This window comes from Stenotrophomonas maltophilia (assembly GCF_004920835.1).
Lineage (GTDB): Bacteria > Pseudomonadota > Gammaproteobacteria > Xanthomonadales > Xanthomonadaceae > Stenotrophomonas > Stenotrophomonas maltophilia_AQ.
The window spans coordinates 25,183-47,927 of sequence record NZ_QFHO01000004.1 but is presented as its reverse complement, the minus strand read 5'-3'; the positions used below and the strand labels follow the sequence as shown (position 1 = coordinate 47,927).

The window sequence follows — 22,745 nt, the reverse complement described above, 5'->3', positions numbered from 1 at the left end:
TGTCGGTCGTGGTCGGGTCAGTAGCGCCAGTCGAGCTTCCGATAGGCCTTGGCCATCACCCAGGCCGGGCCGATCAGCAGGTAGGTCAGGTCGGTCAGGAAGCTGGGCTTGCGGCCCTCGAACTTGTGGCCGATGAACTGTGCGATCCAGGCCACCACGAACACGCCCACCGCCAGCCAGAACAGATTGTGCAGGCCGATTTCCGCCTCCAGCAGCCGGCACAGGCAGCCGAACACGAAGAACTGGATGAGCATGCCGATGCCCAGCGGGCGCGACAGCTTGTTGTAGAAGCACCAGGCGCTGAACATCGCGAAGGCCGACCAGATCCCGTACTGGAACCAGGTGATCAGCGGCGGCACGCACCACAGCAGGGCCACCACCGACCACAGGATCGCCGGCACCGCCACCACGTGGATGCGCTGGTTGATGACATTGCGGTGGTCGTCGGAATAGCTGGCGAAATAGCGGTCGATCGGCCGCGCAAGCTCGGTGGATGTCTGCATGCTGCGTCGCTTCCTCGGACAACGGTAGTGCCGGCCGCTGGCCGACAATCCAGAGCATAGCCGAGTTCGCGAGATTGCCGGCCAGCGGCCGGCACTACCCCATTCAGAACGCCCCCAGCCGGACCGGCCGGGGGCGCAGGGGGATCAGTCGACGCTGATCCCGGCCAGACGCTGCAGCGCCTCGGCGTACTTGGCGCGGGTGCGCTCGATGATCTCGGCCGGAATGGTCGGGCCCGGGGCGGTCTTGCCCCAGTCCAGCGTCTCCAGGTAATCACGTACGAACTGCTTGTCGTAGCTCGGCGGGCTGGTACCCACTTCGTACTCGTCGGCCGGCCAGTAACGCGAGGAATCCGGCGTCAGCATCTCGTCCATGATGTACAGGCGGCCATCGGCGTCGGTACCGAACTCGAACTTGGTATCGGCCAGGATGATGCCGCGCTCGCGGGCGTAATCAGCGGCGAACTTGTAGATGCGCAGGGTGGCATCGCGCACGCGCTCGGCCATTTCGGCGCCGACCTGCTTCACCATCGCATCGAAGTCGATGTTCTCGTCATGGTCGCCGACGGCGGCCTTGGTCGAGGGGGTGAAGATCGGCTCGGGCAGCTGTTCGGCCTGGCGCAGGCCATCGGGCAGGTCGATGCCGCTGACCTTGCCGGTGCGCTGGTAATCCTTCCAGCCGCTGCCGATCAGGTAGCCGCGGGCGATCGCTTCCACCGGTACCGGCTTCAGCTTGCGGGTGACCACCGCACGCTTGGCGTACAGGGCCGCGTCCACGCCCTCGGGCAGCACGCTGGCCACATCGATGCCGGTCAGGTGGTTGGGCATCAGGTGCGCGGTCTTGGCGAACCAGAAGTTGGAGACCTGGCAGAGCATCTCGCCCTTGCCCGGGATCGGGTCGGGCAGGACCACATCGAAGGCCGACAGGCGATCGGTGGCCACCATCAGCAGGTAGTCGCCTGGTGGGGTCCCGGCTGGCAGCCGCTCGCGCGGGATATCGAACACGTCACGCACCTTGCCGCGGTGGCGCAAGGGCAGGCCGGGGAGATCGGATTGCAACAGCGTGGTTGGCACGGGCACTCCTGGGGCTTCGTCGATACGGCTGCCCAACGGACCCGGCGGGCCCGCTGACCAGCGGGCGGCCTAGTGTAAAGCGGTCCGGGCCCGCTGTGACGTAAAATGAGCGTCCATTTCGCCGGTCGACCCTGGGGCGCCATGCGCTGGTACGGAAAACTGCTCGGATTCATCGCCGGCGCCCTGCTGTTCCGGCCCAATCCGCTGTTCGGTGCGGTCATCGGCCTGCTGATCGGCCATGCCTTCGATTCGGACTGGTTCCGCCTGAACAAGGAAAACCCGTACCGGGAGCTGGGGCTGACCTCCGAGGCCACCGATGCCGAGGTCGAGCGTGCCTACCGCAAGCTGATCTCCCAGTACCACCCCGACAAGCTCGGCGGCGCGGCCCCCGAGCTGCAGCAGCAGGCCGAGCAGAAGTCGCGGCGCATCAACGCCGCCTACGACCGCATCAAGACCCTGCGCAAGCGCTGACCCCATTGCCCCGCCTGCGGGCGGGAGACCCCTTTCCCCGTTCCGAAGGCCCCGGCCATGTCCAACTGCCTCATCGCTCCTTCCATCCTCTCGGCCAACTTCGCCCGCCTGGGCGAGGAAGTCGACAACGTCCTGGCCGCGGGTGCCGACTGGGTCCATTTCGATGTGATGGACAACCACTACGTGCCCAACCTGACCATCGGCCCGATGGTCTGCCAAGCCCTGCGCAAGCACGGCGTCACCGCGCCGATCGACGTGCACCTGATGGTCGAGCCGGTGGACCGCATCATCCCGGACTTCGCCGAGGCCGGTGCCACCTACATCAGCTTCCACCCGGAGGCCAGCCGCCACGTGCACCGCACCATCCAGCTGATCCGCTCGCTGGGCTGCAAGCCGGGCATCGTGCTCAACCCGGCCACCCCGGTGGACATCCTCGACTGGGTGCTGGACGACCTCGACCTGGTGCTGCTGATGTCGGTCAACCCGGGCTTCGGCGGCCAGGCCTTCATTCCGTCGGCCTTGGACAAGCTGCGCGTGGTGCGCCAGAAGATCGATGCCAGCGGCCGTGACATCCGCCTGGAGATCGATGGTGGCGTGAAGGCCGATAACATCGGCGAGATCGCCGCCGCTGGCGCCGACACGTTCGTCGCCGGCTCGGCCATCTTCAACGCCAAGACCAGCTACCAGGACGTGATCGCGCAGATGCGCGCCAACGTCGCTGCAGCGCGCTGACAAAAAGGGGACGGAGGGGATTAAGCTCGTTCAATTCCCTCCGTTCCCTCTTCGCCCATGGCACTGTTGAACATCCGCCCGGCCACCGTCGCCGACGCCGGCCTGATCCTTCGGTTCATCCGCGAACTGGCGATCTACGAGAAGGCCGAGCAGTCGGTGCAGACCGATGAGATCGGCATCGCCGAAAGCCTGTTCGGCGCCGACGCCACCGCCCGCGCGCTGGTCTGCGAGGCCAACGGTGAAGCCATCGGCTACGCGGTGTATTTCTACAACTATTCCACTTGGCTGGGGCGCAAGGGCATCTACCTGGAAGACCTGTACGTGAGCCCGGAAAAACGCGGCTCCGGCGCGGGCAAAGCGCTGCTGAAGTACATCGCCCGCCAGGCGGTAGCTGAAGGTTGTGGTCGCTTCGAATGGTCGGTGCTGGACTGGAACACGCCGGCCATCGAGTTCTACACCGCAGCCGGCGCCAGACCGCAGGACGAGTGGACCGTGTACCGGCTGCAGGGCCAGGCATTGCAAGATTTCGCCAACGGTTGAGATGACGTGCATCCACGCCATGGGTGGATGCTTCTGGCAGACAAAAAAAGCCACGCCAAACGTTGGCGTGGCCTTGCTGCATGCGTGGGAGGCTGATCCTGCCTCCATCCGTCGTCCCTGCTATGGCCTTCCATTCTCCGGCAGCTGAATGACATCTGCGTGACATTCACCGCTGGCAAACGGCGTGTTGCTAGCCTGAGCGCCCTTTCACTGGATGTACTGCATGACCACCCCGCGCTGGCGCCTGATCCTCAACGGAAAATCCGCAGGCAACGACGAACTGCGCGACGCCGTCGGCCATTGGCGCGGGCAGGGCGTGCAGCTGGAAGTGCGGGTAACCTGGGAAGACGGTGATGCCGAGCGCTACGTCGCCGAGGCCATCGACCACGGCGTGGACGTGATCGTGGCGGCCGGTGGCGACGGCACGCTCAGCGCGGTCGCAGAGACGCTGGCGCATCGCGACGAGCCGGCTGAGGCGCTGCCTTCGCTCGCGCTGGTCCCGATGGGCACCGCCAACGATTTCGCCACCGCTGCGGGCATTCCGGTGGAGCCGCAGGCGGCCTTCGCACTGGTTGCCGGCGGCCACCCACGCCCGATGGATCTGCTGCGCGTCGATGCCGACGGCAAGCCATGGTGGTGCGCCAACCTCGCCAGCGGTGGCTTCGGCACCCAGGTCACGGTGGAAACCGATGCGGGCTTGAAGAAGATGCTTGGCGGTTTGGCGTATGTCATTACTGGCATCGCCAAGCTCGGTCGCATCGAACCGATCACCGCGCGCCTGAGCGGGCCGGATTTCCAGTGGGAAGGTGGGTTCATCGCGCTGGGTATCGGTAACGGCCGCCAAGCGGGTGGTGGTCAGCAGCTGTGCCCGCAGGCACTGATCGATGACGGCCTGCTGGATGTCACCGTAGTGCCGGAACTGGAGGGTGAAGTCGCAGCCACCCTTGGACAGATGCTGACCGGCGGCAAGGAGGCGGCGCTTGAACGTGTCGCCACGCGCGCGCAGCTGCCGTGGCTGCAGATCGACGCAACGCAGCCGTTGACGTTGAACCTGGACGGCGAACCGGTGCAGGCACGCCGCTTCCGCATCGAATGCGTGGCCGGCAGGGTGCGCATGCATCTGCCGGATGACTGCGTGCTGCTTTCCGGCAGCTGAGACAGGAATCAGAGCAGCGGAATGTCTTCTTCCTTTGTGGGGAAGCCGAAGGCTTCACGCTTGTCGCGGATGCCTTTTGGCATCGGGGGACGAGGGATGCCCCGGGCGACAAGCCACTGCTGGCACTTCTTCTGCCATGGCAGAAGATCGGGTGTAGTGATGCCCCAGAAGATGTGCTCGGCGATCAGCATTCTGTCGGGAGCGCCGATGGATGATTTCAGCATCACCGTAGGGTCGGCCCCGTGCTCCAGCAGCCAATAGGCATGCTCGAATCCACCCCGGGTGGTGTACCAGCTGAGGACTGTGTCGGCGGTGCCGCGATTGGATTCATTGATGTTCGCTCCATTCTCAATCAGAAGTTTCACGTTCTCCCACTGATTGCCTGCGATGAAGGCTTGAAACAGCAACGTTTCGCCTGCCGAATTCCGCGTGTTGGGATCGCCGCCGTACTTGAGCAGCAACTGCAGGTAGCGCGCGTCGTCCAGCTTTGCGGCGTAGACCATGGCGTTGTTGTAGCCAAGTCTGCGGCCATCCACGACCTTGTAAGCGCGGGCATTTGGATCTGCCCCGTTTTCAAGAAGTGCGCGGAGGCCGTCCAGACTGCCTGTGCGTAGAGGCCAGGCGACCATGGGAATCCCGTCTTCACGCGAGAACGTCTTGTCCGGATCGACACCCTCTTCAACGATGAGGCGGCGAATGGCCTTTGAATCGCCGCTTTCCGTGGCGATGGCAAGCTGCAGAGCCCTCCCTTCAAAGTAGTTGTCTGCTCCATGACTCGATGATGCCGCGCAGCCGCTGATCAGCAAAAGTGTGAGACAAGCCGCGGAGATGAGGGCTTTCTGCACACATTTGTGAAAGTGAATGCGCATTATCATCCTGATGATTGGGCTGAAACGTGACATTAGCAAAAAGTTCTGATAATCGATAAGCATCGCGTGCCCAAGCCCGTGCCCGGCGCAATGGAGTTTGCCATGAATGGAACCGACATCGAGGCGCGTGCGCGCGCCCTCCAGCAGCAGGATCTTCTCGTTCAACAGCTGCGGGAAAGCGGCAATGACAGGGAAGCTGATCGTCTTCAGGAGACCTATCACGCGCGTGAAATGTCTGGTCTCGCAGCTGATGTCTATCAATCAGCCAAGCACGAAGGTGCGCCTCCCGTGGGATGGACGCGCGGCAGCTCCGATCCGGATGCACTGCGCGCTGCAGGCATCAACATGTCTGACGAAGAGTTGCGTGAGCTTCTGCAACCGCCGCAGTCTGGATTCCGTGCGGAAATATATGTTCCCGACAAAGCGCTTTTCGGTGCAGACGCAAAGCCGGTGGTGGTCTACAAAGGCTCCACCGGTAAGATCGCCGATCCTCTTGCACCGAATGGATGGCGTGAGTCGGGCGGCGAGGATTTTCTGAACAATGGGCAGCAAGGCATTGGGATGCGAAGCGACTACTACGATCGCGCCATGTCACTTGCCACGCAGCTGAATGATCGCATTGGCAATAACTTCGAAATCGCCGGTCACTCCCTCGGTGGCGGCATGGCTTCCGCCGCGTCGGCCGTCACCGGCGCACGGGCTACCACCTTCAATGCGGCAGGCCTGCATCCGGAAACGGCGGCTCGTTTCGCGAAGGAAAATGGTCTGCCCACCTTCAACCCGCAACAAAGCGTGCACACCTACCAGACCACCGGCGAGGTGCTGAATGACGTGCAGAACGGCATGCAGCGCCTGAGCGAGCAGCAGCGTCGCGGCTATGGCGTGCTTGCCAATGAAATGGGCATGTTGCTGAAGGAGCCCGCCATGCAGAAGCTGGTGGGCGACAAACTGCGCGAGATGATGCCACCGGGTGCGCAGACGTCCGCAGCGCAGTTCATCGAACAACTGGCGACCCAGCCGGGGCAGGAAGCCCTGCGCAATATCCCGGTTGCCGCTGGCCGTGCCGAACTGCTGCTCGAGGCCAAGGCACGCGACGCACAGGGCAATATCGTCAATCGTTCGCAGGTAGCGGCGCCAAGCCAGGTTGCAGAGCTGGCTGGACCGCTGTCCACGGTGCTGCACGCCACTGGTTACGGCATGCGCGGTGGGCGTGTGATCGGTGAGCAGGTTGAACGCGCGGGTGCGACTGGCGCGCATGTGCTGGACAGGGTCGGCGATGGCGCAGAGCAGATCCTCAGGACCCAGGGCATGGCCATTGGCCAGGTCGTGAACATGGGATCGACCACGCTCCAGGTGGGTACCCGGGCGACCACCACCGTGATCGCCTCCGGGCGCGAGCTGACCGGAGGCATAGAGGCAACCCTGCACCGCGCGCAGTCGCAGGCCAGTTCCCATGGCATGTCCGCACTGTCGTGGGTAGCCGGTCGGATTGGTTTGGATGACGCGTCCGACAGGTTGGCCAAAGAGGCCGAAAGGGCACGTACTACGGGCGAGCAGCGTGCGGTGCTCGCATCGCGGCAAGCACATGCGGATGCCGAGTGGACGCGTGCCTTTGGCGAGCGGACGGCCACGGCCATCGGCAATGACGGGCAGTGGGTGGCCGGCAAGCTGCAGAACGGTTTTGCCACCGCCGGCGCCCATGTGGACCGCGGCTATGACCTGGTGGCATCGAAGGTAAAGGGCGTTACCGCCCAAGCGCCAGCTGCCATGGCGACGGTCGGGGGCATCAGTGTGGGGGTGGGCACTGCGGCAGCAACGCATGTACCCACCGGTGTCCTGCCATTGGATGCGGTGAAGCTCTCCAATCTCGCTCAGTCCGCGCGACTGATCCGTGACATCGGTCCAGCGTTTGGCGAGGCAACTGCCCGCCATGGCATGGCCGAGACTGTCATTCCCAGCCTGGACTCGGAACTGATCAAGCAGGAAGCCGTCGCCCGCAAGCTGGTCGAGCAGCACCAGCGCATACAGCATCCCGAGGATGGCCGCCGCGCCAGCGTGGCAGCAGAGTCCGCTGCGCGCGGGCACGGCATCAATGACCCTGGCCACACCGACTACCGGTTGTTCAATGGCGCACAGACCGGGGTCCACGCCCTGGACCGCGCCCACAACCGGGTGCCTGACCTGCAGAGCGACCAGCTCGCCGGCGCACTGGCCGTACAGGCCAAGCGCGAAGGGCTGGAGTCCATTTCCCACGTGGTGCTCAGCGAGGATCACAGCCGTGCCTTCGCGGTGGATACGCCGGACCTGAACGCCGCGCACCGCCGCCATGCCCACGTCGATGTGGCAGCGGGCATGGCCCAACCCCTGAGCGCGAGCACGGCCCAGGTTGACGCGATCAACGCCAGTCGCGAGCAGGCGCAGGGGGTATCGCTGGCCCAGCAGCAGGTGCAGGAGACCCAGGAACAGGCACGGCGGATGGGCTAGGGCGGCGCAAACCGCCCGTCGCCAAAGGGTTTCCCTGCGGCCAAAGCTGCGATACAGTCATTGGGTGTCCAGCCTGACGACCCCGCATACCCTTTCTTCCGCACGCCGTTGGTGGCGATGGTGGCCTGTTGCCGTCGTCCGTCCCCATAACGCTGTGTCCCGGAAGGAAAGTCGTCTTGAACTCGCACGCTCAGTTTCTGCAGCAGGCCGCTGAAGGCCACACCCATATTCCCGTTGTCCGCGAAGTGCTGTCCGACCTGGACACGCCGCTTTCGGTCTATCTGAAGCTCGCCGACGGCCCCAATACCTACCTGTTTGAATCCGTCGAAGGCGGCGAGCGCTTTGGTCGTTACTCGATCATCGGCCTGCCGGCACGTCGCGTGTACGCCTTCCACGGCCACACCCTGACCGTGCGCCAGGACGGGCAGGTGGTGGAAACCCGCGAGGTCGCCGATCCGTTTGCCGAGGTCGAGGCGCTGCGCAGCGCCCATTCGGTGCCCAAGCTGGACGGCCTGCCGGGCTTCACCGGTGGTCTGGTCGGCTGGTTCGGTTTCGAGTGCATCGGCTACATCGAGCCGCGCCTGGCCCCGCCGGCTGGCCGCGATGAGCTGGGCACGCCGGACATTCTGCTGCTGGACTCCAACGAACTGGCGGTGTTCGACAACCTGAAGGGCCGGCTGTACCTGATCGTGCATGCCGACCCGCGTACCGACGGTGCCTTCGAGCAGGCCCAGGCACGCCTGGATGCGTTGACCGCCAAGCTGCGCGCACCGGGTGCCGGCTATCCCGCACCGCTTAACAGCGACGTGCTGGACGAGTCCGATTTCGTCTCCGGGTTCACCCGCGAAGGTTTCGTCGATGCGGTCCAGCGCAGCAAGGAATACATCCGCGCCGGCGACATCTTCCAGGTGGTGCTCAGCCAACGCCTGAGCGTACCGTTCAAGGCGCGCCCGGTGGATGTGTACCGCGCGCTGCGTGCGCTGAACCCCTCGCCGTACATGTACTTCCTGGATGTCGGCGACCTGCAGGTGGTCGGCTCCTCGCCGGAAATCCTGGTGCGCCTGCAGGACGGTGAAGTGACCGTGCGCCCGATCGCAGGTACCCGTCCGCGCGGTGCCACGCCCGAGCTGGATCAGGCGCTGGAAGCAGAACTGCTGGCCGATCCGAAGGAACGCGCCGAGCACCTGATGCTGATCGACCTTGGCCGCAACGACGCCGGTCGTGTTTCGAAGGCCGGCACCGTGGAAGTGGGCGAGCAGTTCGTGATCGAACGCTACAGCCACGTCATGCACATCGTCAGCGAAGTGACCGGGCAGCTGCAGCCGGGCTTGAGCTACGCCGACGTGCTGCGCGCCACCTTCCCGGCCGGTACGGTCAGCGGTGCGCCGAAGATCCGCGCGCTGGAAGTGATCCGCGAGCTGGAACCGATCAAGCGCAATGTCTACGCCGGCAGCATCGGCTACATCGGCTGGCACGGCGATGCCGATACCGCGATCGCGATCCGCACTGCGGTGATCAAGGACGGCCGCCTGTACGTGCAGGCCGGCGCAGGCATCGTCTACGACTCGGACCCGGACAAGGAATGGGACGAGACGATGAACAAGGGCCGTGCCCTGTTCCGCGCCGTCGCCCAGGCCGCCAAGGGTCTGTGAGTTCTGCCGTGCCGTGGCCGACGCCGCGGCACCTTCCGCTGTTCCCATTCAAGACAAGGAGTACCGCATGAAGCTGCTGAGCGCATTGCTGTGGTCGTCACTGCTGGCCACGATGGCCCCGTCTGCGTGGGCGCAGGCCAATACCATTCCCTCGCAGCCGCACCTGCTGGTGAAGGGCGAGGCGCGTCGCGTGGTGATGCCGGATCGGTTCGGCCTGCAGTTGAACATCGAAGAGACCGACATGGACGCGGATGCGGCGCGCCGCCGCGTGCAGGACAACGTTGCCCGCGTGCTGGCGCTGTTCAAGCAGTACAAGGCGGTGGAAGGCAGCGTACGTGCGGACAACCTGCGGATCGGTCCGGCAACCCGCTATGAGCAGAGCCGGCAGGTCTTCATGGGTACCCAGGTGTCGCGCCAGTTGCGCGCCAGCTTCGCCAGCGTGAAGCAGATGCAGGACGTGCTGGGCGCGCTGAAGGCCAATGAGAACGTGCAGGTCAGCAGCGTTGCCCCGACCTACTCCGGTGAAGTCGCGCTGCGCCGCGAGCTCAAGGGCGAGGCCGCGGCCAAGACCCGCGAGTCCGCGCAGGGGCTGGCCAAGGCCTATGGAACAAAAGTGCGCGGTCTGTACAGCATCTCCGATGTGGCGCCGAACTTTGCCTATGGCATCCAGGCCGGGCAATGGCCGCAGCTGGGCGAGGATGGTGAGTATCTCGACAGGATCTCGGTGACCGGCAGCTACGCACCGGCCTCGGCACCGGCGCCCGCTGAACGCGAATCCATCGAAGCCGGCCCCATCACCTACACCGAAAACGTATACGCCATTTTCCTGATAAGCGACGGAACCTGACCATGTTGTGGATGATCGACAACTACGACAGCTTCACCTACAACCTCGTGCAGTACCTGCAGACGCTGGGTGCCGAGGTGAAGGTGGTGCGCAACGATGCGATGAGCGTGGACGAGATCGCCGCGCAGAAGCCCGGACGCATCGTCATCTCGCCCGGCCCGTGCACGCCCAACGAAGCGGGCGTGTCGCTGGCGCTGATCGAGCGTCTGGGACCGACCACGCCGATCCTCGGCGTCTGCCTGGGCCACCAGGGCATCGGCCAGGTCTACGGCGGCACGGTCATCCGCGCCGGCAACATCATGCACGGCAAGACATCTCCCATCCGCCATGAAGGCAAGGGCGTGTTCGCCGGCCTGCCGGACCGCTACCAGGCCACCCGCTACCACTCGCTGGTGGTGGACAAGAACAGCCTGCCCGACGCGCTGGAAGTCACCGCCTGGACCGAGAACGACGACGGCTCGATCGAAGAGATCATGGGCCTGCGCCACCGCCAGTTCCCGGTGGAAGGTGTGCAGTTCCACCCCGAATCCATCCTCACCGAACACGGCCACGCCCTGCTGCGCAATTTCCTGCAGCGTCCGGCGGCCTGATCCAAGGAGCATTCCGATGAGCTTCTCCCCCCAGGAAGCCCTGCAACGCACCATCGAACACCGCGAGATCTTCTTCGACGAAATGGTCGACCTGATGCGGCAGATCATGCGCGGCGACGTCTCGCCGATGATGACCGCCGCCATCCTCACCGGCCTGCGGGTGAAGAAGGAAACCATCGACGAGATCGCCGCTGCGGCAACGGTGATGCGCGAATTCGCGCTGGCGGTGCCGGTGGCCGATACCACCCACCTGGTCGACATCGTCGGCACCGGTGGCGATGGCTCGCACACCTTCAACATCTCTACCTGCGCGATGTTCGTCGCCGCTGCGGCCGGTGCGCGCGTGGCCAAACATGGCAACCGCAGCGTGTCGTCCAAGTCCGGCAGCGCCGACGCGGTCGAAGCGCTGGGTGCGGCTATCGAGCTGCAGCCGGCGCAGGTGGCCGCGGCCATCGAACAGACCGGTATCGGCTTCATGTTTGCGCCGATCCACCATCCGTCGATGAAGGTGGTCGCGCCGGTGCGCCGCGAGATGGGCGTGCGCACCATCTTCAACATCCTCGGCCCGCTGACCAACCCGGCCAGCGCACCGTCGGTGCTGATGGGCGTGTTCCACCCCGATTTAGTGGGTATCCAGGCACGCGTGCTGCGCGAGCTGGGCACCGAGCGCGCCATGGTGGTCTGGGGCCGCGACAACATGGACGAGATCTCGCTGGGCGCCGGCACCCTGGTCGGCGAGCTGCGTGACGGCAAGGTGCGCGAGTACGAGATCCACCCGGAGGACTTCGGCATCGCCATGTCGGCCAGCCGCAACCTGCGCGTGGATGGCCCGGAGCAGTCCATTGCCATGCTGCGTGCGGTGCTGGACAACACCCCTGGCCCGGCGCTGGACATCGTGGCCCTGAACGCAGGCGCCGCGCTGTACGTGGCCGGCGTGGCCAGCGACATCGGCGATGGCCTGGCCCGCGCGCGTGCCGCCATCGCCAACGGCAGCGCCCGTCAGCGCCTGCAGCAGTACGTTGACACCACCCGCGCGCTGGTAGCCTGAGCGCGCGGTTCAGCCCGACCCCCTCGATGGCCGATAATGGCCGTCCTCACCGCCCCCGCATTGAACCGACGACGATGAGCGACATCCTGCAGACGATCCTGGCCCGCAAGGCCGAAGAAGTGGCCCAACGCCGTGCCCAGCGTCCCCTCGAGGACCTGCAGGCCGCCGTTGCCAGCGCCCCGCCGGTACGTGGCTTCGTGCGCGCGCTGCAGGCGGCGGTGGCCAACGGCGACCCGGCGGTGATCGCCGAGGTGAAGAAGGCCAGCCCGTCCAAGGGTGTGATCCGCCCGGATTTCCGCCCGGCCGACATCGCCGTCAGCTATGAGTTCGGCGGTGCCAGCTGTCTGTCGGTGCTGACCGACGTGGATTTCTTCCAGGGTGCCGATGCCTACCTGCAGCAGGCCCGTGACGCCTGCACGCTGCCGGTGCTGCGCAAGGACTTCGTGATCGACGCCTACCAGGTGTACGAGGCGCGCGTGCTGGGCGCCGACTGCATCCTGCTGATCGTCGCCGCGCTGGACGACACGCAGTTGGCCACGCTGTCCGAACTGGCGATGTCGCTGGGCATGGACGTACTGGTGGAAGTGCACGACATCGACGAGCTGGAGCGTGCGCTGCAGGTGCCGGCGCCGATGATCGGCATCAACAACCGCAACCTGCGCACCTTCGAGGTGTCGCTGCAGACCACGCTGGACATGCAGAAGGCGGTGCCGCGTGATCGCCTGCTGGTCACCGAGAGCGGCATCCTCGGCCCGCAGGACGTGGCGCTGATGCGCGACGCCGGCATCCACTCGTTCCTGGTGGGCGAGGCCTTCATGCGCGTGGAAGAGCCGGGCGAGGGCCTGCGTCAGCTATTCTTCGCGGCATGAAAACGCACTATCCAACGCCGCGCGAGGATGCGCCGCTGGTGGTCTTCGACTTCGACCACACCCTGTACGACGGCGATTCGGGCACCCACCTGTTCGCCTCGCTGATCAAGCGTAATCCGCTGCGGATGCTGGCGGCGCTGCTGGTCACCCCGATCGCCGGGCCGCTGGTGGCGATGCTGCCGACCCGTCGAACGGGTATTTCGGTCTATGTGTGGATCGGCAGTTTCGGCCTGCACCGTGCGCGCGATTTCAACAAGGTGATCGACGCCTACGTGCTGCGCAATGAGGCGCAGATGCGCGCCAAGCTGCTGCCGCAGGCGCTGGAGGTGTTCGCCGCGCACCGTGCCAAGGGGGACCGCGTGGTGGTGGCTACAGGCGCACCGCCGGAACTTGCGCGCGCGATCCTGGCCTTCGTCGCCCATCAGGACGTGCCGGTGATCGGTACCGAGGTCGGCCCGCGGCTGGGCGGCGTCGGCCCGACCCGCCACTGCCACAATGAAGAAAAGATGCGCATGCTGCGCGAGCGCGGCTACGGCGATATCGACATCGCCTACTCCGACAGCACCGCCGACCTGCCGCTGCTGCTGGCCGCCAAGGCGCCGGTGGTGGTGAACCCGAAGCCGGGCCGCGTGGAGTTCTTCCGCCGCGTGCTGCCGGCCGGTACCCGCATCCTCAACTGGGGTTGCGTCGACCGCGGCGGCGAGAAGGCGTAATCGATCCCGCCTGCCCGCCGGGCAGGGACCCGGTAGTGCCGGCCGCTGGCCGGCAACCTTGCATCCCCTTCCGCAGCTCATGAGGTTGCCGGCCAGCCGCCGGCACTACCGAATCCCACGCGGGTAGCGCCGGGCCACGCCCGGCGAGCGGTCAGCGGTACAGGTGCCCGTACACCGCGTGGCCGATCTGGAACAGGCTGATGCCCAGCACCAGCACGCCGACGGCCACCAGCACCCAGCGCTCCTTCACCCGCTTGACCAGGATCGCCGCCACCGGCGCGGCCATCATGCCGCCGATCAGCAGGCCGGCGACGATCTGCAGATGCTGCACGCCCATCGACAGCAGGAAGGTGGCCGAGATGGTCAGGGTGACGATGAACTCGGCCGCGTTGACCGTACCGATGGTGGTACGCGCCTGGCCGCCGCGGGCGAGCAGGGTGGAGGTGGCCACCGGGCCCCAGCCGCCGCCGCCGCTGGCGTCGAGCAGTCCGGCGAAGAAGCCCAGCACCGGCACCCGACGGATCTCGCCCTGGGGCATCCAGCGCCCGGCCGCGCGGGCCAGGATGATGATGGCCAGCACCAGCAGGTAGAGGTAGATCAGTGGCCGGATGATGTCGCCGGGGATCTGGGTGAGCACGTAGGCGCCCACGGCGCCGCCCACTGCGCCGGGCAGGGCCAGACGCAGGAACAGGCGCTTATCGACATTGCCGGCTGCCAGGTGCGACACACCCGAGGCGCCGGTGGTGAACACTTCCGCAGTGTGGATGCTGGCGCTGACCTGCGCCGGCGGCAGGCCCATGCTCAGCATCACCGACGAGGACACCAGGCCGAACGCCATGCCCAGCGCGCCGTCCACCAGCTGCGCGCCGAGGCCGATGAGGATGAACCACCAGAATTCGCTGCTCAGTTCCATGCACCGAGCCTAGCGCGCGAAGGAGTGCGGACCAAGGTCCGCACCCACCGGTTGCTCAACGGGTGCCGTACAGCACCACGGTCTTGCCACGTGCATGCAGCAGGCCGTCGGTCTGCAGCTTCTTCAGCACGCGGCCAGCCATTTCGCGCGAGCAGCCCACCAGACGGGCCAGTTCCTGCCGCGAGACGCGCAGCTGGCTGCCCTGCGGGTGGCTCATCGCCTCCGGCTCCTGCGCCAGGTCGTGCAGGGTGCGCACGATCCGGTCAGTGACGTCCAGGAACGCCAGGCGACTGGCCTTGCGGCTGGTGTCGAGCAGGCGCTTGGAGATCTGCTGGCCCAGCGCGTAGAGCAGGCGCGGGGCATCGGCCGACAGCGGGCCGAGGAACAGCTGGTGCAGGCGCTCGTAGCTGATTTCGGCCAGCTCGCAGGCGGTACGGGTCCGCAGGATCACCTCGCGGCGGTCCGATTCAACGAACAGGCCCATCTCGCCGACAAACTCGCCGGCACCGAAGTAGCCCAGTACCAGCTCGCGATCGTCATCTTCCTCGGCCATGATCGAAACCGAGCCGCTGATGACGTAATACAGGGTTCCCGCCGGGTCACCGGGTCGGAAGACGTCGGTACGGGTGGGGTATCGCCGCCTGTGGCTGTGCGCCAGGAAACGATCGATTGTGGCGATATCCAGGGCCAGTGGACTGCTAGCTAGGCGCACGGTTGACACGATAGGAGCGCTCCCTCTGCGCATGAACGGATTCACGGGGTCGATAGCGGAGCTTAACCAGCGCAATTGTTAAGGGCAAACAGTGTGCCAGATGTGAGCGGTCTTCACGTTCCCCCCGGGGACAGTTTGCCCCATAATTCACCCTTTCCCTTCTTACACAGGAATCGACCGCCGTGGTCAAGCCGTTGCCTCGCCTGAGGCTGCAGGGTTTCAACAACCTCACCAAGGCGCTGAGCTTCAACATCTATGACGTGTGTTACGCGCGCACCGAAGAGGAGCGTCAGCGTTACATTGAATACATCGATGAAGAGTACAACGCCGACAGGCTGACTCAAATCTTGACCGATGTCGCTGAGATCATCGGCGCCAACATCCTCAACGTGGCCCGCCAGGATTACGATCCGCAGGGTGCCTCGGTGACGATCCTGATCTCCGAAGAACCGGTGATCGACAAGAAGCAGGCCGGCAAGGAGCTGATCTCCGATGCCGTGGTCGCGCACATGGACAAGTCGCACATCACCGTGCACACCTATCCGGAAACGCACCCGCAGGAAGGTATCGCGACCTTCCGCGCCGACATCGATGTGGCTACCTGTGGCGTCATTTCGCCGCTGAAGGCGCTGAACTACCTGATCGAGAGTCTGGAATCGGACATCGTGATCATGGACTACCGCGTGCGTGGCTTCACCCGCGATGTGAAGGGCAAGAAGCACTACATCGACCACAAGATCAACTCGATCCAGAACTTCCTGGCCAAGAACATCAAGTCGCGTTACGAGATGTTCGACGTCAACGTCTACCAGGAAAACATCTTCCACACGAAGATGCACCTGAAGGACTTCGACCTGGACCAGTACCTGTTCGAGGAGAAGGCCAAGAACCTGTCGTTCAAGGAACGCATGAAGATCGAAGCGCTGCTGCGTCGTGAGATCGAAGAGCTGTTCCACGGCCGGAACCTGTCCGAGTAAGCCCCATGCGCGATGCCGGCAGGCATCGCCACCCAGGCGGGACGACCCGCCCCGTGGAACCTGCGCTTTGCGCACTGTATAGTTCCACGGTGATGTACCGACCCACGGCCCGGTGTGAAAACACCGGGCCGTTTCGTTTTTTCAAAAAAGGTAAGGAGCCCCCACCCATGCCCTGGATCTATCTGCTGCTGGCCGGCCTGTTCGAGATCGGTTTCGCCCTCGGAATGAAGTACTCCGAAGGCTTCAGCAAACCCCTGCCCACCGCCGCCACGGTGGTGTCCGCGCTGATCAGCCTGTACCTGATGAGCCAGGCGATGAAGAGCATCCCGGTCGGCACGGCCTATGCGATCTGGACCGGCATCGGCGCCATGGGCGTGGCGGTGCTGGGCATCTACCTGTTCAACGATAGTGCGTCGCCGGCACGCCTGGCCTGCGTGGGCCTGATCGTGGCTGGCGTGATCGGCCTGAAGCTGGTCTCGCCCAATTAACTGGTAGTGCCGGCCGCTGGCCGGCAACCTCAGGATCTTGCCGGCCAGCGGCCGGCACTACCCGGGGCTTACAGCCGGTAGGCGATGGTCTTCATCACCTTGGAGGCCAGCGCCATCGCGCCCGGAATCGGGAACGGCAGGCGGCGTGCGCCGGCCTGCTCGGCGTGCTCCGCGTGGCGGGCCTCGTCGTCCTTCATCACCTTGATGACCGCGCGGCTGCGCAGGTCGCCTGGGGGCAGATCGACCAGGTGTTCGTCCAGATGGGCCTCCACCTGGCGCTCGGTCTCGACCACGAAGCCCAGGTTCCAGCCGTCGCCGCGCAGCCCGGCCAGGGTGCCGATGGTGTAGCTGCCGGCATACCACAGCGGGTTGAACAGGCTTGGGCGGCTGTCCAGCTCGCCCAGCCGGGTGGCGCACCACGCCAGGTGGTCGGTTTCTTCCTGCGCCGCTTCCAGCAGGTGTTCGCGCGTGGCCGGGTCGCGGGCCACGGCGGCCTGGCCGAAGTACAGGCCCTGTGCGCAGACTTCGCCCACGTGGTTGATCCGCATCAGGCCGGCCGCGTGGCGGCGCTCGGCGCTGTCCATGCCCGGCTCGTCGGTATCCGCGGCCGGGTAGGGGCGGGCCGCCGGCGGATTGCCGAAGACCGTGTCCAGGGCGCGTTGCGCCTCGGTCAGCAGATGATCCAGCGGGGTGGTCTGGCGGAGCACGGTCATGGCGGTACGCGATGGGGCGGAAGACCCCGCGATTCTCGCCCGGCCCCGTGCCCCTGCCAACCCGCGGCTGGGGGTGGCTTGCACCGGGGGCTTGACCTGCGTACAATCCCGGCTCTTACGCTTCATCTTTCACAACGCGTGGCAGAGTTCCGGCGAGTCCTTCGCCGCAATGAGCCCGACCTAACTAGAGTTCTTCATGAGCACTTTCACTGCCAAGAACGAGACCGTCCAGCGCGACTGGTACCTCGTCGACGCCGAGGGCAAGACCCTGGGCCGTCTCTGCACCGAGCTGGCCCGCCGTCTGCGTGGCAAGCACAAGCCGGTCTACACCCCGCACGTTGATACCGGCGACTACCTGGTCGTCATCAATGCAGAAAAGATTGTCGTCACCGGCAAGAAGCTGCAGGACAAGATGTATCACCGTTTCACCGGCTACATCGGCAACCTGAAGACCGAGTCCCTGGCTCAGGCGCTGGAGCGCCACCCGGAGCGCGTGATCGAGACCGCCGTCAAGGGCATGCTGCCGAAGGGCCCGCTGGGTCGCCAGATGTACCGCAAGCTCAAGGTCTACGCCGGCACTGAGCATCCGCACGCCGCACAGCAGCCGCAGGTTCTGGATATCTAATCATGGCTATCACTCAAAACTACGGCACTGGCCGCCGCAAGTCCTCCACCGCTCGCGTGTTCCTGCGCAAGGGTTCGGGCAACATCACCGTCAATGGCCGTCCGCTGGACGAGTTCTTCGGTCGTGAGACCGCGCGCATGATCGTGCGCCAGCCGCTCGAGCTGACCAAGAACACCGAAAGCTTCGACATCCTGGTCACCGCCGCTGGCGGCGGCACCACCGGCCAGGCCGGTGCGATCCGTCTGGGCATCGCCCGTGCGCTGGTCGAGTACGACGAAACCCTGAAGTCCGAGCTGCGCAAGGCTGGCTTCATGACCCGTGACGCCCGTGAAGTCGAGCGTAAGAAGGTCGGTCTGCACAAGGCCCGTCGCGCCACCCAGTTCTCCAAGCGCTGATCTACCGCGCCTGGTTGGGCTCCTTCGGGGGCCCGCTGGATGGAAAAGCAAAAGCCCGGCTTCGGCCGGGCTTTTGTCGTTCTGGGGTATGCATTTCGAGGTTGCCGGCCAGCGGCCGGCACTACCTTGGCTTCCTGTAGCGCCGAGCCGATGCTCGGCTGCTCTTCGCCAGGTTGCGGGACCAGATTAAAAAGCAAAAGGCCAGATCTTTCGATCTGGCCTTTTGCTTTTTAATCTGGCTGCCCCGGATGGATTCGAACCACCGAATGCCTGAGTCAGAGTCAGGTGCCTTACCGCTTGGCGACGGGGCAATGTAACGTGTAACTATTTTCTCACTTTTCACACTGAAAAACAACTTGGATTTCAGTGTGGTGGCTATGGGTGGACTCGAACCACCGACCCCAGCATTATGAGTGCTGTGCTCTAACCGGCTGAGCTACATAGCCTCGGTGAGCCCGCTATTCTGCTGATGTGTATCGACCCTGTCAACACTTTTGTGTCGTGCTTGTAGGCCGACAGACGGCATGGGATAGTCCCAACCAGTAGATTTTTTAGGAGTCCGCATCGTGATCGATCCGGACGGCTATCGACCGAACGTCGGCATTGTGCTGATGCGGCAGGACGGCCAGGTGTTCTGGGCACGACGTGTGCGCCGGGATGGCTGGCAGTTCCCGCAGGGTGGCATGAATACCGACGAGACGCCTGTCGAGGCCATGTATCGTGAACTGCAGGAAGAGACCGGCCTGCTGCCTGAGCACGTGGAAGTGCTCGGGGCAACGCCCGGCTGGCTGCGCTACAAGCTGCCGGCGCGGGCCATCCGCCGCAACGAGCGGCAGGTCTGCATCGGCCAGAAGCAGGTCTGGTTCCTGCTGCGCCTGACCGGTGACGAATCCCATGTGTGCCTGGACCATACCGATTCGCCGGAGTTCGACCACTGGCGCTGGGTGGATTTCTGGTACCCGGTGGAGCATGTGGTGATGTTCAAGCGCGGCGTCTATGCACGCGCTTTGCGACATTTGGCGCCGCTGGCACGCGGGGTGGCCGGGCAGGGCGTCACGGCCATGCCCAAGAGTGCTGCCGAGGCCTGGATGCCCGGCCACACGGCTGGCCACGATCGCCCACGAAAGCGTCCGCGCAGCCGTGGCTACTGGCCGAAGAAGGCGCAGGGCGACGTGCCGCCGGCGTAACCGGCTGAACGGTATCGAGAATGGTTCAGGTCTCTGATTGACAACCATTCTCGTTTCCATTGGAATAGCCAACAGGCCACCTCTGGCCTGTCAGCCCGGTTTACGCCTGTGTACGTCTGCATCTGCAACGGAGTCACCGACCACCAGATCCGCGAAGCCGCCAGCCATGGCGTCACGTCGGTGGCCGAGCTGACCATGCGTACGGGCTGTGGCGCCACCTGCGGTTCCTGCCTGGACATGGCCGGCGAACTGCTGGCCAAGGCGCGCGCCACCCACGACCTGCCGTTGCCGGTGCTCGGCCTGGCACAGGTCGCCTGAGCAACCTTTTTCGCGGCGCATTGACGCCGCTCACTCGTTCCCTTCACTGCGTGCCGCACAGGCCAATGCGCACGATTCGCGTTCCTTCACCGGCGCGCGCAAGGCGCTAAAGTGCCTGCGTTTTCAGCGCGCAGGAGCACCCCCATGAAGGGCGACAGCAAGGTCATCGAATTCCTCAACAAGGTCCTCTACAACGAGCTGACCGCGATCAACCAGTACTTCCTGCATGCCAAGATGCTGAAGAACTGGGGCATCAAGGAACTGGCCGAACACGAGTACAAGGAATCGATCGACGAGATGAAGCATGCCGACATGCTCGCCGACCGCATCCTGTTCCTCGAAGGCCTGCCGAACTTCCAGGCGCTGGGCAAGCTTCGCATCGGCGAGAACCCGACCGAGATCCTGCAGTGTGACCTGTCGCTGGAACGCGACGGCGTGGTCACCCTGCGCGAGGCCGTGGCCTATTCCGATTCAGTCGGCGACTACGTCAGCCGCCAGCTGTTCGTGAAGATCCTCGATTCGGAGGAAGAACACATTGACTGGCTGGAAACCCAGCTCGACCTGATCGAGCGTATCGGTGAGCCGAAGTACCTGCTGAGCAAGCTGGAAGAGTGACTTAGCGTCGAGCTTGCTCGACTGTGTCCAGCATGGCGATGGTCGAGCAAGCTCGACGCTACCGATGCTGTGCCAGGTAGCCCGTCAGCGCCACGCGCGCCCGGGCGAATTCCGCAACCAGCAGCGCCACCGCCACGGCGGGGCGCTGCAGGCTGCCGGCACGGGCTTCATGCTCGATGCGCTGCGCGACCGCCGACAGCGACAACACGCCCACATTCGCACTGGATGATTTCAGGGTGTGCGCGAGTGCCTGCAGGCGCGGCTCGTCGCCGTTCTGCGCGGCCTGCTGCAGCTGCTGCACCATTGCGGGTGCATCTTCCAGGAACACCGCGACGATCTGGAGCGCGGCATCGCCGATCACCGCGTGCAGTTCGTCCAGAACACCGCGGTCAAGCACCGGCTGCGGAGCGGCGTGGTCTTTTGTGTTTTGTAGAGCCGAGCCATGCTCGGCTGGCGGGGCTCGACCGGCCGCGGGGGCGTTGCCGTCGAGCAAGCTCGACGCTGCGACATCGCTCGATCGTTGCCCCCAGCGCTTCAACAGCGCATGCAACGTGGCGCGCGCGATCGGCTTGGACAGGTAGTCATCCATTCCGGCCTGCAGGCAGCGTTCGCGGTCACCGGCCATGGCATTGGCGGTCATTGCGATGATCGGCAACCGCGGGCGACCGGATTCCGCTTCCTCGGCGCGCCACTGGCGGGTGGCGGCGTAGCCATCCAGCACCGGCATCTGGCAGTCCATCAGAACCACATCCACGCCGCCCTCGCGCAGCGTGAGCAGTGCCTGTTCGCCATCGCTGGCGTTGCGCACCTCGCACTGGAACACCCGCAGCAGTTGTTCGGCCACCATGCGGTTGACCGTGTTGTCTTCCACCAGCAGCACGCGCAGGTGCAGCGGCGGCAATGCCGCTGCCGGCTGCCCATCTTCGGCGTTGGCCAGCAGCGCAGCCGGGCGCGCATGCGCCACCGGAACGGCCAGCAGCGCATGCAGGGCGGCATCATCGAAATGGGCGGGTAGCTGGTGCTGGCGCGGGTGCTGCGGGAGCGCCTCGTCCTGCAGCCACAGCACCCGCAGTGCGTCGTCCTCGCCACGTTCGGCCAACGCCCGCTGCAGCGTCACCTCGCCGTTGCGGCGCGCACGTGCATCAACCAGCAGCCAGGCGGGCGCCTGCTGGCCCGGGCGCGGTACCGCGCGCAGGCGTTCGACCAGCGTATCCAGTTGCGGCAGCGGTTGAACCTGCAGGCCGTGGTGGGCCGCGACGCGCTCGACGCGTGCCTGTAGCGAGGCATCGGCGCTGAACAACAGCAGCGCTGCCGGTGCGCGCGCCATCGCGGGCAGGTCGCCGGGGACCTTCAGCAGCGGAATCTCGAACCAGAACGTGGCGCCCTGGCCAGGCGTGGACTGCACGCCGATGCGGCCCTGCATCAGGTCGATGATGCGCTTGCAGATGGCCAGGCCCAGGCCGGTGCCACCGTAGATGCGGGTGGTCGAGGCATCGGCCTGGCTGAAGGACTGGAACAGGCGCGCCTGCAGTGCCTGGTCGATGCCGATGCCGGTATCGGTGATCTCGAAGCGCAGCTGGTGCTGCGCGGCACCTTCGCCCAGCCGTTGCACGCGCAGCTGCACCTGGCCACGCGCGGTGAACTTGATCGCGTTCGCAAGCAGGTTGCTGAGCACCTGGCGCAGGCGCACCGGGTCACCACGCACCGGCAGCCGCACCGACGGGTCCAGCTGCAGGCCCAGTACCAGGCCCTTCGAATCGGCGGCGCGCTGCATCAGCTGCACCACGCCATCGAGCAGCTCGCGCAGGTTGAAGCTGGTGATCTCCAGTTCCAGCGCCTGCGCTTCCAGGCGCGAGTAATCGAGGATGTCGTCGACGATGCGCAGCAGCTGCTGCGAGCTGGCCGAGGCGGTGGCCAGCATCTGTCGCTGGTCCTCGCCCAGCGGTCCACGTGCGATCAGCTCCAGCATCGGCAGGATGCCGTTGAGCGGGGTGCGGATCTCATGGCTCATCGTGGCCAGGAACTCGCCCTTGGCCAGCACCGCCGCTTCGGCGGCCTGCTTGGCCTGCAGCAGCTGCTGTTCCAGCTGGCCCTGGCGTTCGGTGGTGCGGCGCAGCTGGTCGCGCTCGCTGGCCAGTACGCTGCGCTCGCGCTGCAGGCTGGCCAGCGCACGGTTGCGCGTACGCAGGCGCAGGCCCATCAGCAGCACGATGGCGGCCGCAGCAAGGGCAACCAGCAGCGCGCCCCACAGCGGCAC

25 protein-coding genes and 2 tRNA genes are annotated in these 22,745 nt (G+C 65.3%); 18 read left to right on the top strand and 9 right to left on the bottom strand.

Annotation, left to right across the window (positions count from 1 at the left end; translation table 11 throughout):
- Window positions 1-17: 17 nt before the first annotated feature.
- On the bottom strand, window positions 18-503 hold the full coding sequence (locus tag DI041_RS04575) for an Mpo1 family 2-hydroxy fatty acid dioxygenase (protein ID WP_136639155.1): 486 nt from the start codon (window positions 501-503) through the stop codon (window positions 18-20).
- Between the two features lie 144 nt (window positions 504-647).
- Entirely contained in the window at window positions 648-1,574 is a 927-nt protein-coding gene (locus tag DI041_RS04570; RefSeq protein WP_046983680.1) for a phosphoribosylaminoimidazolesuccinocarboxamide synthase, read from the bottom strand.
- Window positions 1,575-1,715: 141 nt separating this feature from the next.
- Here DI041_RS04570 and DI041_RS04565 point away from each other — a divergent pair, with 141 nt between their 5' ends.
- The 4 genes from DI041_RS04565 to yegS all read left to right on the top strand — a co-directional run bounded on the left by DI041_RS04565 (window position 1,716) and on the right by yegS (window position 4,473).
- The gene (locus tag DI041_RS04565; RefSeq protein WP_006399039.1) at window positions 1,716-2,045 is read left to right on the top strand and encodes a J domain-containing protein; all 330 of its coding nucleotides are present in this window, start codon (window positions 1,716-1,718) and stop codon (window positions 2,043-2,045) included.
- A gap of 57 nt (window positions 2,046-2,102) precedes the next feature.
- Complete coding sequence (rpe, locus tag DI041_RS04560; protein WP_025874606.1) at window positions 2,103-2,777, top strand: ribulose-phosphate 3-epimerase; 675 nt, start codon at window positions 2,103-2,105, stop codon at window positions 2,775-2,777.
- 57 nt (window positions 2,778-2,834) lie between these two features.
- The gene (locus DI041_RS04555; protein ID WP_136639157.1) at window positions 2,835-3,317 is read left to right on the top strand and encodes a GNAT family N-acetyltransferase; all 483 of its coding nucleotides are present in this window, start codon (window positions 2,835-2,837) and stop codon (window positions 3,315-3,317) included.
- A 223-nt stretch (window positions 3,318-3,540) separates the two neighbouring features.
- Window positions 3,541-4,473 (top strand): lipid kinase YegS, encoded by a 933-nt coding sequence (gene yegS / locus DI041_RS04550; RefSeq protein WP_046983682.1) that lies wholly within the window; start codon window positions 3,541-3,543, stop codon window positions 4,471-4,473.
- An 8-nt stretch (window positions 4,474-4,481) separates the two neighbouring features.
- Here the strand turns inward: yegS and DI041_RS04545 are convergent, their stop codons facing one another.
- Entirely contained in the window at window positions 4,482-5,507 is a 1,026-nt protein-coding gene (locus tag DI041_RS04545) for an ankyrin repeat domain-containing protein (RefSeq protein ID WP_308518138.1), read from the bottom strand.
- Here DI041_RS04545 and DI041_RS04540 point away from each other — a divergent pair.
- The 7 genes from DI041_RS04540 to DI041_RS04510 all read left to right on the top strand — a co-directional run bounded on the left by DI041_RS04540 (window position 5,445) and on the right by DI041_RS04510 (window position 13,545).
- A complete protein-coding gene (locus tag DI041_RS04540) occupies window positions 5,445-7,826 on the top strand; it encodes a Tle-like phospholipase domain-containing protein (protein WP_248298486.1) in 2,382 nt (793 codons plus the stop codon). The genes DI041_RS04545 and DI041_RS04540 overlap by 63 nt on opposite strands.
- Window positions 7,827-8,002: 176 nt before the next feature.
- Window positions 8,003-9,478, top strand: a complete 1,476-nt coding sequence (gene trpE, locus DI041_RS04535) for an anthranilate synthase component I (protein ID WP_136639159.1) — start codon at window positions 8,003-8,005, stop codon at window positions 9,476-9,478.
- Window positions 9,479-9,545: 67 nt separating this feature from the next.
- Window positions 9,546-10,325 carry an SIMPL domain-containing protein gene (locus DI041_RS04530; protein WP_006399004.1) on the top strand — a complete coding sequence of 260 codons (780 nt, stop codon included), beginning with the start codon at window positions 9,546-9,548 and terminating at the stop codon, window positions 10,323-10,325.
- 2 nt (window positions 10,326-10,327) lie between these two features.
- Window positions 10,328-10,915: an anthranilate synthase component II gene (locus DI041_RS04525; RefSeq protein ID WP_136639160.1), complete on the top strand. Its 588-nt coding sequence runs from the start codon at window positions 10,328-10,330 to the stop codon at window positions 10,913-10,915.
- Window positions 10,916-10,931: 16 nt separating this feature from the next.
- Window positions 10,932-11,963, top strand: coding sequence for an anthranilate phosphoribosyltransferase (trpD, locus tag DI041_RS04520; protein WP_046983687.1), 1,032 nt, complete (start codon window positions 10,932-10,934; stop codon window positions 11,961-11,963).
- 74 nt (window positions 11,964-12,037) lie between these two features.
- On the top strand, window positions 12,038-12,832 hold the full coding sequence (gene trpC / locus DI041_RS04515) for an indole-3-glycerol phosphate synthase TrpC (RefSeq protein ID WP_100435359.1): 795 nt from the start codon (window positions 12,038-12,040) through the stop codon (window positions 12,830-12,832).
- Complete coding sequence (locus DI041_RS04510; RefSeq protein ID WP_136639161.1) at window positions 12,829-13,545, top strand: haloacid dehalogenase-like hydrolase; 717 nt, start codon at window positions 12,829-12,831, stop codon at window positions 13,543-13,545. The genes trpC and DI041_RS04510 overlap by 4 nt, the downstream gene beginning before the upstream one ends.
- A 151-nt stretch (window positions 13,546-13,696) precedes the next feature.
- Here DI041_RS04510 and DI041_RS04505 read toward each other — a convergent pair whose 3' ends face one another.
- Both DI041_RS04505 and crp read right to left on the bottom strand, forming a co-directional pair.
- Window positions 13,697-14,458, bottom strand: coding sequence for a sulfite exporter TauE/SafE family protein (locus DI041_RS04505; protein ID WP_046983690.1), 762 nt, complete (start codon window positions 14,456-14,458; stop codon window positions 13,697-13,699).
- Window positions 14,459-14,513: 55 nt separating this feature from the next.
- Window positions 14,514-15,203, bottom strand: coding sequence for a cAMP-activated global transcriptional regulator CRP (gene crp / locus DI041_RS04500; protein ID WP_010482649.1), 690 nt, complete (start codon window positions 15,201-15,203; stop codon window positions 14,514-14,516).
- Window positions 15,204-15,352: 149 nt separating this feature from the next.
- Here crp and speD point away from each other — a divergent pair, with 149 nt between their 5' ends.
- Window positions 15,353-16,147 (top strand): adenosylmethionine decarboxylase, encoded by a 795-nt coding sequence (gene speD / locus DI041_RS04495; RefSeq protein ID WP_006398865.1) that lies wholly within the window; start codon window positions 15,353-15,355, stop codon window positions 16,145-16,147.
- 167 nt (window positions 16,148-16,314) lie between these two features.
- On the top strand, window positions 16,315-16,635 hold the full coding sequence (locus DI041_RS04490; protein ID WP_005411314.1) for a DMT family transporter: 321 nt from the start codon (window positions 16,315-16,317) through the stop codon (window positions 16,633-16,635).
- A 68-nt stretch (window positions 16,636-16,703) separates the two neighbouring features.
- Here the strand turns inward: DI041_RS04490 and coq7 are convergent, their stop codons facing one another.
- Window positions 16,704-17,348 (bottom strand): 2-polyprenyl-3-methyl-6-methoxy-1,4-benzoquinone monooxygenase, encoded by a 645-nt coding sequence (gene coq7 / locus DI041_RS04485; protein WP_136639162.1) that lies wholly within the window; start codon window positions 17,346-17,348, stop codon window positions 16,704-16,706.
- Between the two features lie 196 nt (window positions 17,349-17,544).
- Here coq7 and rplM point away from each other — a divergent pair, with 196 nt between their 5' ends.
- Window positions 17,545-17,973, top strand: coding sequence for a 50S ribosomal protein L13 (gene rplM / locus DI041_RS04480; protein WP_006398837.1), 429 nt, complete (start codon window positions 17,545-17,547; stop codon window positions 17,971-17,973).
- A 2-nt stretch (window positions 17,974-17,975) separates the two neighbouring features.
- Window positions 17,976-18,368: a 30S ribosomal protein S9 gene (rpsI, locus tag DI041_RS04475; protein ID WP_005411311.1), complete on the top strand. Its 393-nt coding sequence runs from the start codon at window positions 17,976-17,978 to the stop codon at window positions 18,366-18,368.
- A 236-nt stretch (window positions 18,369-18,604) separates the two neighbouring features.
- Here the strand turns inward: rpsI and DI041_RS04470 are convergent.
- Together DI041_RS04470 and DI041_RS04465 are read right to left on the bottom strand one after the other, a co-directional pair.
- A tRNA-Gln gene (locus DI041_RS04470) sits at window positions 18,605-18,679 on the bottom strand.
- A gap of 58 nt (window positions 18,680-18,737) precedes the next feature.
- Window positions 18,738-18,814, bottom strand: a tRNA-Met gene (locus DI041_RS04465).
- Window positions 18,815-18,934: 120 nt separating this feature from the next.
- Between DI041_RS04465 and DI041_RS04460 the strand changes: the two genes are divergently transcribed.
- From DI041_RS04460 to bfr, 3 genes are all read left to right on the top strand, one after another.
- Window positions 18,935-19,555: an RNA pyrophosphohydrolase gene (locus DI041_RS04460; protein WP_006398836.1), complete on the top strand. Its 621-nt coding sequence runs from the start codon at window positions 18,935-18,937 to the stop codon at window positions 19,553-19,555.
- A gap of 108 nt (window positions 19,556-19,663) precedes the next feature.
- Window positions 19,664-19,873: a (2Fe-2S)-binding protein gene (locus DI041_RS04455; protein WP_032951724.1), complete on the top strand. Its 210-nt coding sequence runs from the start codon at window positions 19,664-19,666 to the stop codon at window positions 19,871-19,873.
- A gap of 144 nt (window positions 19,874-20,017) precedes the next feature.
- Window positions 20,018-20,488, top strand: a complete 471-nt coding sequence (gene bfr, locus DI041_RS04450) for a bacterioferritin (RefSeq protein ID WP_006398834.1) — start codon at window positions 20,018-20,020, stop codon at window positions 20,486-20,488.
- Window positions 20,489-20,546: 58 nt separating this feature from the next.
- Here the strand turns inward: bfr and DI041_RS04445 are convergent, their stop codons facing one another.
- Window positions 20,547-22,745: an ATP-binding protein gene (locus DI041_RS04445; protein WP_136639163.1), complete on the bottom strand. Its 2,199-nt coding sequence runs from the start codon at window positions 22,743-22,745 to the stop codon at window positions 20,547-20,549.

What these genes read in the sequence shown, in the direction of transcription:
- DI041_RS04575 (WP_136639155.1), bottom strand. Translation starts at nt 503, where the DNA reads ATGCAGACATCCACCGAGCTTGCGCGGCCGATCGACCGCTATTTCGCC.
- DI041_RS04565 (WP_006399039.1), top strand. Translation starts at nt 1,716, where the DNA reads ATGCGCTGGTACGGAAAACTGCTCGGATTCATCGCCGGCGCCCTGCTG.
- rpe (WP_025874606.1), top strand. Translation starts at nt 2,103, where the DNA reads ATGTCCAACTGCCTCATCGCTCCTTCCATCCTCTCGGCCAACTTCGCC.
- DI041_RS04555 (WP_136639157.1), top strand. Translation starts at nt 2,835, where the DNA reads ATGGCACTGTTGAACATCCGCCCGGCCACCGTCGCCGACGCCGGCCTG.
- yegS (WP_046983682.1), top strand. Translation starts at nt 3,541, where the DNA reads ATGACCACCCCGCGCTGGCGCCTGATCCTCAACGGAAAATCCGCAGGC.
- DI041_RS04540 (WP_248298486.1), top strand. Translation starts at nt 5,445, where the DNA reads ATGAATGGAACCGACATCGAGGCGCGTGCGCGCGCCCTCCAGCAGCAG.
- DI041_RS04530 (WP_006399004.1), top strand. Translation starts at nt 9,546, where the DNA reads ATGAAGCTGCTGAGCGCATTGCTGTGGTCGTCACTGCTGGCCACGATG.
- DI041_RS04525 (WP_136639160.1), top strand. Translation starts at nt 10,328, where the DNA reads ATGTTGTGGATGATCGACAACTACGACAGCTTCACCTACAACCTCGTG.
- trpD (WP_046983687.1), top strand. Translation starts at nt 10,932, where the DNA reads ATGAGCTTCTCCCCCCAGGAAGCCCTGCAACGCACCATCGAACACCGC.
- trpC (WP_100435359.1), top strand. Translation starts at nt 12,038, where the DNA reads ATGAGCGACATCCTGCAGACGATCCTGGCCCGCAAGGCCGAAGAAGTG.
- DI041_RS04510 (WP_136639161.1), top strand. Translation starts at nt 12,829, where the DNA reads ATGAAAACGCACTATCCAACGCCGCGCGAGGATGCGCCGCTGGTGGTC.
- DI041_RS04505 (WP_046983690.1), bottom strand. Translation starts at nt 14,458, where the DNA reads ATGGAACTGAGCAGCGAATTCTGGTGGTTCATCCTCATCGGCCTCGGC.
- crp (WP_010482649.1), bottom strand. Translation starts at nt 15,203, where the DNA reads ATGCGCAGAGGGAGCGCTCCTATCGTGTCAACCGTGCGCCTAGCTAGC.
- DI041_RS04490 (WP_005411314.1), top strand. Translation starts at nt 16,315, where the DNA reads ATGCCCTGGATCTATCTGCTGCTGGCCGGCCTGTTCGAGATCGGTTTC.
- coq7 (WP_136639162.1), bottom strand. Translation starts at nt 17,348, where the DNA reads ATGACCGTGCTCCGCCAGACCACCCCGCTGGATCATCTGCTGACCGAG.
- rplM (WP_006398837.1), top strand. Translation starts at nt 17,545, where the DNA reads ATGAGCACTTTCACTGCCAAGAACGAGACCGTCCAGCGCGACTGGTAC.
- rpsI (WP_005411311.1), top strand. Translation starts at nt 17,976, where the DNA reads ATGGCTATCACTCAAAACTACGGCACTGGCCGCCGCAAGTCCTCCACC.
- bfr (WP_006398834.1), top strand. Translation starts at nt 20,018, where the DNA reads ATGAAGGGCGACAGCAAGGTCATCGAATTCCTCAACAAGGTCCTCTAC.